8 protein-coding genes and 1 riboswitch are annotated in these 12,669 nt (G+C 45.4%); of the genes, 6 read left to right on the forward strand and 2 right to left on the reverse strand.

Features of this window, described 5'->3' with window-relative positions; all coding sequences use genetic code 11:
* The first annotated feature begins 137 nt into the window (after nt 1-137).
* From MHH49_RS30005 to MHH49_RS30025, 5 genes are all read left to right on the forward strand, one after another.
* Nucleotides 138-1,796 carry an AraC family transcriptional regulator gene (locus tag MHH49_RS30005; RefSeq protein WP_341138738.1) on the forward strand — a complete coding sequence of 553 codons (1,659 nt, stop codon included), beginning with the start codon at nt 138-140 and terminating at the stop codon, nt 1,794-1,796.
* A 55-nt stretch (nt 1,797-1,851) separates the two neighbouring features.
* Nucleotides 1,852-1,995, forward strand: a riboswitch (cyclic di-AMP (ydaO/yuaA leader).
* A 132-nt stretch (nt 1,996-2,127) separates the two neighbouring features.
* Entirely contained in the window at nt 2,128-3,288 is a 1,161-nt protein-coding gene (locus tag MHH49_RS30010) for a KamA family radical SAM protein (RefSeq protein WP_445667561.1), read from the forward strand.
* 153 nt (nt 3,289-3,441) lie between these two features.
* On the forward strand, nt 3,442-4,353 hold the full coding sequence (locus MHH49_RS30015) for a helix-turn-helix transcriptional regulator (protein ID WP_341138740.1): 912 nt from the start codon (nt 3,442-3,444) through the stop codon (nt 4,351-4,353).
* An 82-nt stretch (nt 4,354-4,435) separates the two neighbouring features.
* A complete protein-coding gene (locus tag MHH49_RS30020) occupies nt 4,436-4,951 on the forward strand; it encodes a DinB family protein (RefSeq protein ID WP_326046779.1) in 516 nt (171 codons plus the stop codon).
* A 56-nt stretch (nt 4,952-5,007) separates the two neighbouring features.
* The gene (locus MHH49_RS30025) at nt 5,008-5,577 is read left to right on the forward strand and encodes a YdeI/OmpD-associated family protein (protein WP_341138741.1); all 570 of its coding nucleotides are present in this window, start codon (nt 5,008-5,010) and stop codon (nt 5,575-5,577) included.
* 1,063 nt (nt 5,578-6,640) lie between these two features.
* Here the strand turns inward: MHH49_RS30025 and uvrA are convergent.
* Nucleotides 6,641-9,145, reverse strand: coding sequence for an excinuclease ABC subunit UvrA (uvrA, locus tag MHH49_RS30030; RefSeq protein ID WP_076274980.1), 2,505 nt, complete (start codon nt 9,143-9,145; stop codon nt 6,641-6,643).
* Nucleotides 9,146-9,350: 205 nt separating this feature from the next.
* Between uvrA and MHH49_RS30035 the strand changes: the two genes are divergently transcribed.
* The gene (locus tag MHH49_RS30035) at nt 9,351-9,839 is read left to right on the forward strand and encodes a MarR family winged helix-turn-helix transcriptional regulator (protein WP_038569967.1); all 489 of its coding nucleotides are present in this window, start codon (nt 9,351-9,353) and stop codon (nt 9,837-9,839) included.
* A 70-nt stretch (nt 9,840-9,909) separates the two neighbouring features.
* Here MHH49_RS30035 and MHH49_RS30040 read toward each other — a convergent pair whose 3' ends face one another.
* The gene (locus tag MHH49_RS30040) at nt 9,910-12,669 is read right to left on the reverse strand and encodes an alpha-mannosidase (protein ID WP_341138742.1); all 2,760 of its coding nucleotides are present in this window, start codon (nt 12,667-12,669) and stop codon (nt 9,910-9,912) included.

Here is a 12,669-nt window from a genome sequence, read left to right on the forward strand (position 1 = left end):
TTCTGTGATGAAGAGTTTAACACAAGGCTGATAAAAAACTGCAAGAAGCATGTCAACAGCTGTTGATATGCTTCTTTTTTTTATATACAATGAATTCATTGATAATCATTCTCACCAAATGAACGGAGGCTGAACCCATGCTGCATACATCATCGTCCTGCCCCCCACTCCACTCTCTGCTATTTCAGCTAAACGAGGCCGAACTGATGATTCAAGCTGCCGATTCAAGCTCTATAACGCGTACAACCCAGGACTATACCCTTCTCATATTTACTGGAGGGAACGGACAATTGAACCTCGATGATCAAAGCGTGATACTAAGTACGGATAAATGTTATCTACTATCTCCTGGAATCTCCTATAGTACGAACAACCAGGAGCTGACGTTGTATTATTACCTCATCACCTTTACAGCAATTTATACAACCAAGCTTCCTAAACGATATTCTGGAGAGCTGCTTTCCGGCAGACGGGAGTTAATTGTGCACCCGTTCACCAAGGTAATCCGACTAGTCGAAGACCTGCTCATGAACAGGAATAACACCGATGATGTACAACAATTCAAGCGACAATTAAAATTCCAAGAATTGCTGCTGTTACTTTTTGAGCATAATTACCCTTCCAAACACCTGCCAAGTCCTACGGAATCCGTAGAAAAGACCATAACATTCATTCAGGAGCATTATACAGAGAGTATCACCGTGAAGCAGTTAGCTGAACTGGCGGGAATATCAATCTGGCAATATACACCGATCTTTCAGCAGCTTACGGGTAAAAAGCCGCTTGAATACCTGACGGATCTGCGTATTAATCATTCCAAACGATTCCTGCAGGAATCGACTGAACCACTGCGGGAAATCGCCAGACTGGTCGGCTTCTCGGATGAATACTATTTCAGCCGCCGCTTTCGGCAAAAAACCGGAGTTACACCCGGACAATATGCACATCAGCAAGGTCGTAAGCTTACCGTCAAGGATTGGACGGGTCATGAGGTGGAAATTCCTGAACGAGCGAAACGTATTGTCTATCATGGCGAGACACTTGGCGACCTTCTCGCGTTAGGTGTAAAGCCTATCGGTGGAGATGAAGCATTCGCCCGGAACAGCGTCTATAAACATCGGCTTAAGAAGCTCGCCAACGTCGGGTTTCCACTGGACCCGCAGTTGACCGCTTCCCTAAACCCAGATTTGATCATTTTGGCAAATAGTGATGAAAGAGCCTACAGAGCAGTTTCTGGTATCGCTCCGACACTCACCTTTGATTCATTTGCGCCTCTCGACAACCGAATGCGGACATTAGGCAGTTGGCTAGGTAAACAGCGCGAAGCCGAAGCATGGCTGGAGTCATTCACAATCAAAAACGCTGCCATGTGGCAGCAGCTTTACTCGACAACTCTCCAAGTTGGAGAAACCGCCTCTGCTTTGGTCTATGATCATGGAGATCATCTATATGCTATGGGAATGTCCGGATTCTCCACTGCGCTTTATGCCCCATGTGGTTTACAACCGACCGAAGAGATCCAAGCCATATTGGACGAAGAGTTAGGGTTCGCCGAAGTTGATCCAACACGACTGCCTGCCTACGCCGGAGATCATATCTTCATGTTCATTCCGGAACGCAAAGACTCGCGAGCTGCGATGGAACGATTACTAGACAGTTCACTTTGGAACACTCTTCCGGCAGTACGTCAGGGACATGTTTATCTGCTCGACGGAAGCAAATGGAACTCTAGTGATGCGTTAACCCGGGAGAAGCTGCTAACGCTGTTGCCTAAACTACTCGGCGGAAGTAGCTAGCAATTGAAGGTGAATCTAGGATTCTCTTTTGACTTATCAAAACTTGATAGGGTATACTTTATCTACGCTTAATTTCCAACTTTTACAGTTGAAAAGCGGGGGAACCAGTTTATTGGGGCGAATCATTGAGCATTAGAATGTAGGGTACCATCTTACCCGAGTCCGTCAGCTAACCTCGTCAGCAGTGGATGGGTCTGCTTTTCATGTTATTTACATAACCAGAGACCCTTGCTAAGGGTCTCTTTTTGTGCTTTTTTTGGACCCTGCTGGCAGTAGATTGGCCTTTGACACTAAGGCTCCCTCATTTCTCACACTACGAGACAAAGGAGAGATGTACGTGCAAAAGGTAAAGTACTTCACGGATATTAACAAAATAGCTATGTTGTCTGAGCTGGAAAAAGAGAATCTGAAAGAAATTACAGACAAATTTGTTTTTCGTGTAAATGACTACTATCTGTCTTTGATTAACTGGGATGATCCAGATGATCCCATCCGTAAGCTGGTTATTCCTAACGAAGGTGAACTGCTGGAGTATGGGCGCTGGGACGCCTCCGATGAGGACACGAATTATGTGGTACCTGGTTGTCAGTACAAGTATAGAACCACTGCACTACTGATTGTATCCGAGGTCTGCGGGGCTTATTGCCGCTACTGTTTCCGTAAGCGTCTGTTCCGAAATGACGTGAAAGAGGCGATGGCTGATGTCTCTCCGGGCTTGGAGTATATCGCAAAGAATCCGGAGATTAACAACGTACTTCTTACGGGTGGGGATAGTTTAATTCTCTCCACACCGAAGCTAAGATCCATTATTGAAAATCTAAGAAGCATTGAGCATGTTAAGATCATTAGACTAGGTTCCAAAATTCCCGTATTTAATCCGATGCGGATCTCTGAAGACGAAGAGCTGCTGGAGCTGATTCGTACTTACTCTACCGAAGACAAACGAATCTATGTTATGGCGCACATCAATCATCCTCGTGAAATCACACCTGAAGCCAAAAAAGCATTTAAAGCTCTCCACAACGCAGGGGCAATTGTCGTAAATCAGACTCCCATCCTCAAAGGCATCAACGATGATCCCATTATTTTAGGGGAACTACTGGACCGACTTTCATGGGCTGGCGTTACACCCTACTACTTCTTTGTGAACCGGCCCGTTGCCGGAAACCGGGATTTCGTATTACCGCTCGAGCAAGTCTATCAAATTGTAGAAGAAGCCAAAGCTAGAACCTCAGGACTTGGCAAAAGAGTACGCTTATCCATGAGCCACACCTCAGGAAAAATAGAAATTCTCGCCATTGATAACGGGAAAGCCTATCTCAAATACCATCAATCCAGAGATCAGGAATACGGAAAATTCATGATTCTAGATTGTCCAAAGGACGCCGAATGGTTCGATGACCTGCCTGGGAATGAGCAATATTGGACCCCACCTGTGAAAAAAACGATGCTATTATTTCTGTTAATCATTTATCAGAGCCTGCGGATTTAATCTGTAAATAAATTAATCGGCTCTGTCAGACTCTGTCATAGGATATTTCTTCATCACCAACAACAAAACTCCTCCCTCCCAAAATTAGCCCGAAAAAATCTATGATATAATCACGCTGTAACACGAAATGAACTAATGGGTGGGAATGCACACATGAAATTGGAACGATTGATTTCTATGATCTACAAGCTATTGAACCACGAAGTTTTATCTGCCTCCAAGCTGGCTGAAGAGTTTCAGGTTTCCCAGCGAACAATCTATAGGGATATCGATGTGATTTGTGCCGCTGGCATCCCGGTCGTAACGTATCAGGGTACTAAAGGTGGATATGGCATTATGGACGGATATAAAATGGATAAAAGCCTGCTCCGTTCGTATGATGTCACTTCTCTGATTACTGTACTTAACAGTCTCTCTTCCGTGTTTGAAGATGAGCATACGCAAGGAACCATTGAACGGCTGCAAACGATAGGAACGGAGCCACAGACTTCTAGTCTCGCGGTGGATCTTGAAACCCGGCGTACGGATCCTGACGCACTTCCTCTTTTACGTGCGGCTATAGCGGAACGAAATGTTGTCCGTTTTGATTACATCAGTGTAAAAAATGAACGTACAACCCGTGAAATGGAACCAGTAAAGCTTCATTTTAAATATAGCAACTGGTACATCTATGGTTATTGCCGGGCACGGCAGGATTATCGGGAGTTTCGTCTTTCCCGGATGCTGAATTTGTTCCTGACGCAGGATACCTTTCAATCACAACATGAAGTACCCAAAGAGGCTGGCTGTTCAAACAGGGTAGATCAGGTCGAGGAAGTAGTGATACGGGTGGGACCTGAGGCTTTGGCAGAAGCGTTGGATCAGTTTCACCAAGTCGATAAGGAATTTCATTCCGATAAAAGCATGACGATGCGAATTCCTGTGTATAAGCCATTGGAAGCTCGTTGGCTTTGGTCCATTCTGCTGAGTTTCGGCAGCGGGGCCGAAGTCCTCGAACCCCCTGCATTGCGAGGTATTTTAAAAGAGCAGCTTCAAAACACACTCAAACTTTATGAAGAAGTATGACAGTCTGATGTCATACTTCTTCTTTTATATTAACAACAGTAACAAAAACAAATCCATGACAATTCAAAAGGAGACAATACGAATGACAAATTATCCAGTAGAAATGTTTAAATACCACACATGGGCAAACCAAACTATCCTGGGGAGAATCAAGGAACTCCCGGCTTCTGTGCTAAGTCAAGAAGTGAACAGCTCATTTCCCACCATCGCTCATGCCCTTAGCCATATCTATGCGGTTGATACGATCTGGTATCTTGTTTTAACGGGCACTGCCATGCCTGAGGCTTTTCAACAAAGTATCCCGCTAAATTTGAGCATTCTAGATTCTGTGGATGAATACGTAAATATCTTTGCCCAGCTATCAGAACAATACAAAGAATGGTTACACAACCAATCCGATTTGGAGCAAACCATTCTGCTTGACAATCCATTCGCCGGAATCCGCCAAACACGCCTATCAGAAATTGTGTTGCAAGTCGTCAATCACGGGACTTATCATAGAGGTAATATATCTACTATGTTACGGCAGTTAGGCCACGCTTCCACCATGAATGACTATTCTCTTTTTTGGTATCAGGTAACAGCGGAAGCTATTTAAACACTAATGGGCAATCTGCCCCACTCCATACCTAGAAAGGAAATTGTATTTTAATTATGGAGATTGAAAATCTAATTACAGTAAAAACGAGAGAAGATTTAAGAGTTTGGCTGCAGGAGAATTGTAAGACTGAAAAATCTTGTTGGGTACTCGTTAGTATGAAGCCAAACCCAGAAACGTTGCTATATTTGGACGTAGTTGAGGAATGTTTGTGTTTTGGATGGATCGATGGAGTGAAAAAGAAAATTTCGGAAACAGAGCTGGCGCAAAGACTCTCTCCCCGAAGTAAAAAAAGCTCTTGGACTGAATTGAACAAAGAACGGGTCCGCCGCCTCGAAAAGCTGGGGTTAATGAGTGCTGAAGGAAAACGGATACTTCCTGATATGAACCCTGATTCTTTTATAGTAGATAAGATTATAGAGCAAAGGCTAAAAGAGGACAGGCAAGTATATGAGAATTTCCGGGCCTTTCCCCCCCTTTATAAAAGAGTTCGGATCGACACGATCCAAAGCAATAAACATCAGCCAGATTTATTTAAGAGTAAATTAGACAAATTCATAACAAACACTAAAGAAAATAAAATGTACGGGCAATGGCATGATAACGGACGTCTGCTCGATTATTAAGCTGCGCTAGATGCATGATCTCCTGCTGAGGCTTTCGGACTCCAATGACGCTATTTACTAATTTATCGCCTCTTCAGCAATCCATCGGACTCCAGCGCAGCTATTCCTTAGAAACAGGCTCTTATAAGGCGTTTTTTTTCGCCAATAGGGGCTATGCGGTCCGATAATACTCCAAATGACGGATTTTCCTGCATTTAAGGTCCGCTGAGTCCGATACGCCGAAGAATGATCATTTGCTGGACTCCTGAGTCCGACACCGCCGAAGCATGGTCATTCACTGGTCTGCTGAGTCCGACACCGCCGAAGCATGGTCATTCGCTGGGTCAACTGCTATTGCTACTGCTACTGCTACTGATACCATGATCTCCTGCTGAGGCTTTCGGACCCCAATGACGCTATTTACTAATTTATCGCCTTTTCAGCAACTCATCGGACTCCAGCGCAGCTATTCCTTAGAAACTGGCTCTTATAAGGCGTTTTTTTCGCCAATAGGGGCTATGCGGTCCGATAATACTCCAAATGGCGGATTTTCCTGCATTTAAGGTCTACTGAGTCCGATACCGCCGAAGCATAGTCATTCGCTGGGTCAACTGCTATTGCTATTGCTATTGCTACTGCTACTGCTGCTGACACCATGATCTCCTGCTGAGGCTTTCGGACTCCAATGATGCTATTTACTAATTTATCGCCTTTTCAGCAATCCATCGGACTCCAGTGCAGCTATTTCTTAGAAACTGGCTCTTATAAGGCGTTTTTTTCGCCAATAGGAGCTATGCGGTCCGATAATACTCCAAATGGCGGATTTTCCTGCATTTAAGGTCCGCTGAGTCCGATACGCCGAAGCATAGTCTTTCGCTGTCTAATGCTACCGTATCCTAATCATCTGCGGATCAAACACCATCGACTCATGATCATCTGTTATTCCGAAAGTGTTAAGTACGCGTGAATGGGATCGGTTCAAACGTTCAGACGAAGTTTAGAGTTGAGAGCAGTGGTTGGTTTAAGTTCAAAAAAGGAGGTGTCCTAGCCATTTTCATGGCTTTTGGACACCTCCTTTTTTTGATTATAGCCCCTCAGCCAGAATCCGTTTCAGGAACATCCCTGTGTAGGATTCCCGCACTTCAGCAACCTGCTCCGGTGTACCTTCAGCTACAAGCTTACCGCCCACAACGCCACCTTCAGGGCCAATGTCAATCACCCAGTCGGACTCCCGAATCAACTCTAAGCTGTGCTCCACAACCACGACCGTATTTCCCGTATCAACCAATTTGCTCAATAAGGTATGGAGCTGCCTGATGTCTGACGGATGAAGGCCTGTTGTTGGTTCGTCGAGCAGATAGAGCGTATGGTTTTTGGAAGGTTTGCTCAACTCTTTAGCCAGTCTAATCCGTTGCCCTTCACCACCGGATAAGGTTTTGACAGATTGTCCCCATTTAAGGTAACCGAGACCCACCTCACACAACGTCTCGATTATCCCCGCCATTTTGGCTTCCGACTTAAGAATTGGTAAGCTTTCCTGCACGGACATGTCCAGCAGATCCGAGATGGAATATCCATCATATTTCACCTGGAGAACCTCATCCGTAAATCTTCTCCCCTTGCAAACGTGGCATTTAACCTCCAAATCGGGTAAGAAATTCATGTCTACAGTCAGCACCCCAAGACCCTGACAGGTTTCGCAGCGTCCACCCGGTGTGTTAAAGGAAAAATGCTTGGAGGTCAGTTTTCTTTTTTTCGCCTCCGGCAATGCAGCAAACAGCTGGCGCAGATGTGTGAAAACATCTGTATATGTCGCTACATTAGAACGTAACATCCTACCCATGGGCGATTGGTCAAAAATCACTATATTTCCAACCTGATCTAAGCCTGCAATCTCCGCACGGCCTGTTTGCTCATGTTCTTTCGCACTACCTTGCGCAAGAATATCAAAGACTAGCGTCGACTTGCCTGAACCCGAAACCCCAGTTACAGAAACTAGACAACCTAGAGGAAATGAAACCTCCGGGATATCAATATTCCGGTATTGAGCCTGTCGGATGGTGATCTGTTTTCCGTCACCTTTCCGGCGAACATATGCAGCAGTCTTATGACGCTCTTCTCTAAGATAGGCTCCCGTAACGGAAGTCTCGCTTGCCATCAAGTCCTCAATGCTGCCCTCGCCAACAACTTGCCCGCCGTCCAGACCAGCACCCGGACCCATATCAATAATATGATCGGCAGCGCGCATCATCTCAATATCATGCTCGATAACGAGCACCGTATTCCCCAAATCGCGTAACTCCTGAAGCACACGAATGAGGCCAACAGTATCCCGCGGATGAAGCCCGGTCGTCGGTTCATCTAGAATGTATAACACTCCAGTCAGACCTGACCCCAGCAATGAGGCAAGGCGCAGCCGCTGTGCCTCTCCACCAGATAAGGAGACCGTCTGACGGTTCATAGAAAGATAACCTAGACCAACATCGATAATCCTTTTTAGTCGGGTAGGCATATCGTGAAGGATGGGTTCAAGCAGATGAAGTCCCTCGGCGGGCAAAGCCGCCTCTAAGCCTTTCGTCCACTCGTAAACATCGCTTAATGACCAATCCGATACCTCCGTAATCGATACGCCAGCTACCCGTACGAGACGAACTCCGTTTTTTAAACGAGCGCCAAGACATTCCGGGCATTGCTGCTCATGAAAAAATCCGCCGTCTTTTTCCTGTGTACCAGCTTCTCCTTCCTTCTCCTTGTAACGCCGCCACAAACCAGGAATGACGCCTTCAAATTTGGTGCCTTGAATCGGCTTAACATTGGGAAAATGGCGCTTAAACGCCTCACTTTCCACTCCGTAATACAACAAGTCGCGCTGAATTTCACCGTAATCTTTTAAGGGCTGATCCGGGTCAAACTCAAAGCCAAAATGCTTGCCAGCGGCCAATAATATACGCATCTGTATATCACGATGAACACCATTCAGCGAGGCAACCCCACCCTCACGCATACTAAGCTCTGGATTAAACACCGCCGCTTCATTTATTGTTGCCACAGATCCAACACCACCGCAGGCTTCACAAGCTCCCTCCGGTTTATTAAAAGAGAAGTGGGACATACCCAGCTTCTCAAGCTCTGCTCCGCAATGTGGACAACCCATCGTCTGACCATCCATTTCCTCGTCTTCCTCGATCAGCAATCCCCTCGCTTCAAAAGAAGGTGGGATGCTGCCACTACAGGAAGGACAAACCTGCTCGCCTAATCTGGAAAAGATAAACCGGACAAACGTATAGATGTCAGTGACAGTCCCGACTGTCGAACGGGGATTACGATTGGTGACATGTTGTCCAACACTAATGGACGGAGACAGTCCAATAATAGACTCCACCTTTGGTTTACTGATCGTATCTGACGTCATGCCCATGGAATCCAAATACTGTCTTTGGCATTCCCGCTGTAGTGTATCCATAGCTAGCGTCGATTTGCCTGATCCCGAAGGTCCTGTCAGGACAACTAGCTTATACTTAGGAATCGTGAGCGAGACATTTTTCAGATTATTCTCTCTTGCACCTTTAATAACAATAGTCTCTTTCACATCTATTCCCCTCTCAATTCAACCCACTGGTTCGTAGTTATATCTTCTATCCATATGGTTGCCCAAAGTTGTTGTATTGCAATTATTTTGCAAAACATTTCTAATTTCGATAGAATGTATTTGATAAATCACAAAATTTCAAATAACTTTATAATCTAATATCTTGACTATCAAGATATAATTATTTTAAAAGGAGCGTTATCTTTTGTCAAGCCACGAACAACCTACACCAGAGCAGGAACAATTCACCTTGCTTATGCGCAGTTTGGGAAACCGAACGGTATTGTACCAACAAAATGTAGCCGCCTCACTTGGGTTATACAATAATGATTTCTTATCTATAGATATTCTACGGGAGAAAGGTCCGATCACTGCCGGAGAACTGTCTAAATTAACCGGTCTGACCACCGGAAGTGTTACAGCATTAATAGACCGGCTCGAAAAAAATGGCTATGTCCGCAGACAAAATGACCCGAATGACCGCCGTAAAGTGATTATTGTGCCATTATATGAGAATAAAGATGATGTCATTAATACGTACCAACCGCTCCATACCGCCATGGTTAAGCTCGCAGCTTCTTATACGGATGAAGAGCTCGCCCTTATTTCGCAGTTTTTAGGCAAAGCAAGTGCGGTTCTAGAAGAGCAGATTGATCATCTTGGATCCACTGCGCGCGGCAAATCTTCTTCCTAAGATACGTATTTATACAAAAAAGGACGATATCCAAAAGTCATACGACTCTCTGGATACCGTCCTTTTTCATTTATTTTCTAATACCAATCGTTACAATTTCGCATGGACCGATCTGTAAGTCAAAGCTTCCTTTCTCTTTCTCATCACTAGAGACTGGGTGGCTCTCCTCTTCTAGGATCGTCGTTTTATAGAAATACTGCTGTGGAATACTTGAACGGAAGGACAGGTTGGTGTTCTGCTGACTCATGTTATACCAACGCAGCAGCAAGTCTCCAGTCTGCTTGTTCATTTTTAGTGAAGAAAATGCAAGTTCCTTACTCTCCCAATCGAATGGAGTATACACCGGCGCAACCACGCCTGCATGTACATCTGTCTGACATACAATCCACGGAACCTGGAATTGGTAAGCTTCAGCATAAGCACCAGAAGTTATACCCTCGCCTGTGTGCGGGATTAGCTCCATACGAACAACGTGCTCTCCAAGACACTGCGCTTCTGGAGTAGGGAATAGCCCCCAGTCACCAAGTTCGCCAACAGAACGTAGCAGTGTAATCGCAATAGTGTTACGCCCATCTCGCAGCACTTCATATTCATTTAATCCAAAATTAGCGACGGTTAGACCCGCTTTCCCATCACTAATATCAACAAAGGCTTGCTGATGTTGCGTGTTACTCGGATTCTTCCATTCTGTGGCTGGTTCAATATTCCGCTCAGCAACCTCGAACATCGAATCTACACGATGCGTAGCAGCGTTCAAATCTGTCGGAAACAGTATACGAATCCGGTGATCTTTGGCCTGGTTATCTATTGTCGTTTCGATATGCAATCCCTTTCCGCCCCGCTCCAAGGTGATTACAGTACGAAGTTTTAGAATGACTGTGTGACTACTGCGCTGAGCTTTGCGCTCCGGATAGTAAACCAGTGCACGCTGCTCCTCATCCAGCTTATCATCTGCCGAAGCTGGAATCTCCCAGTCATGCTTAATTTCTATAGCGGCGCGAAACGATGTATTTTCCAGTACACAAATATTAGCCTTTAGTCCTTTAGTCGTCAGAGCTTGTTCGGCCTCTGGCTGTTTGTACATATATTCATTGCCGATATCCCCGGTGTTTTCATATACGCCAAGATCTTGATAGGTCACTCCACTAGTTTTGTCACTTAGCATAAACGAACCATCATCATTAATAACTACCTTGATAACGTCATTTTCCAGCACCCGATCTCCTTGTAGCAAAGATTCAGCGGCTATTGGCAGTTCTGCATCTGCTCGGCGAACCCAAGCATATGAACGAAGACCTAGCGCAGGAACTTCTACGGCTTCAAAGGTAAGTCTTACCCGGCGGCACATATACGGCTGACGGAACTTGTCATCTGGCAAATCATAACCAAACTGAAGCCCTAAGTCCTCCATCTGGCAGGCAATATCATTCCCTTGATCGTCTACTAACACACGATCGTGCAAGTCAATTCCAATCATACGGCTAGCCGTTTCTTCCAGAGAGAACCCTTCTCGCAAATATAGACGTGCCACATCAAGTCCAATGCTCACAGTACCCGTGCGACTCCAACCCGTCATATTCATCGCAACTAGTGGAAGCACGTCTTCACCATATGCTGTAAACCCGGACGTATTCACAGCTTCTGCAATCACTCGTTTACTACCCTCAACAATGGTCTCTGCCACATGACGGCTTTTGTCAAAACGGGTGACCATCTCACGGTGTACCTCATCCACGCTGCATCCACAAATACTATCATGCGGATGATTCTGCATTAATGTCTTCCATGCATAGTTGAACAGATGATGGGGGTACTCTTTGCCCAGTAAATGTGCGAACGAAGCAAGTGGCTCGGCCAACTTTTCAAGCAAGATTTGCCCTTCCTGATTCATCTGTTTCAAATAGACACGCGCAGACGCGGTATTCACTAACGTACCCCATCCATCGGTATGCTGGCTCCGCAGTTCTCCCTTTACAGTCGACAAGCTGCTGCGATCCATTACACCCTCTACGGCCTTAAGGTAATCAGGAAAGTTCGAATGAATGAACTCCATATCTGGATACAACCGCTTCGCAGTTTCGATAGCCTCTGGCAAATCCAGTTGAGCCGGCTGATGATCGCAACCATTCATGAACAGCAGCTCACCTGTAGAGGCAAACTTCCGCGCATCTGCCAGCTTTTTCTCCCAGAACACTTTGGCTTCTGCTTCATTTACAGGCACTTCGTTTCCGTTAGAATACCAATTAGCAAATAAGATGCCGAGCACTTTTGATCCATCAGGACCTTCCCAAATCAGCTCCGAGAATGAGGATTCGTAACCTCCATCTGACACCGTATTATTGAATCCAGTGGGCTTCACACCTCTTCCAAAAAAGGCATTATTGATGCCGGATTGCCGCATTAATTGTGGAGTCTGGCCGACTAGACCAAAGGTGTCCGGAAAATAACCGATTTTGGAGGGTTCTCCGTAACGCTTCGAATCCTGATGGCCAATCTGCATATTACGAACATTGGCCTCCCCACTAGTAAGGAACGCATCCTGCAAAATATACCAAGGTCCTATTAGAAGGCGACCTTCCGTAATATATTTCTGTAGCCGCTCTTGATTTTCGGGACGTACCTGAAGATAATCATCCAGAATAATCGTCTGTCCATCCAGATAGAAACTCTTAAATTCGTTATCCTCATCCAACCGGTTCAGTAATTCATCAACCAGTTTTACTAAGCGTACATGATGTTTCTCATAGGGAAGATACCATTCCCGATCCCAGTGTGTATGGGAAATGATATGGGCAGTCTGAGGTTTAATAGATTGATTTGAACTTTCCAA

This window comes from Paenibacillus sp. FSL F4-0122, from assembly GCF_038002845.1.
GTDB classification, from domain to species: domain Bacteria; phylum Bacillota; class Bacilli; order Paenibacillales; family Paenibacillaceae; genus Paenibacillus_AQ; species Paenibacillus_AQ odorifer.

What these genes read in the sequence shown, in the direction of transcription:
- MHH49_RS30005 (WP_341138738.1), top strand. Translation starts at nt 138, where the DNA reads ATGCTGCATACATCATCGTCCTGCCCCCCACTCCACTCTCTGCTATTT.
- MHH49_RS30010 (WP_445667561.1), top strand. Translation starts at nt 2,128, where the DNA reads ATGTACGTGCAAAAGGTAAAGTACTTCACGGATATTAACAAAATAGCT.
- MHH49_RS30015 (WP_341138740.1), top strand. Translation starts at nt 3,442, where the DNA reads ATGAAATTGGAACGATTGATTTCTATGATCTACAAGCTATTGAACCAC.
- MHH49_RS30020 (WP_326046779.1), top strand. Translation starts at nt 4,436, where the DNA reads ATGACAAATTATCCAGTAGAAATGTTTAAATACCACACATGGGCAAAC.
- MHH49_RS30025 (WP_341138741.1), top strand. Translation starts at nt 5,008, where the DNA reads ATGGAGATTGAAAATCTAATTACAGTAAAAACGAGAGAAGATTTAAGA.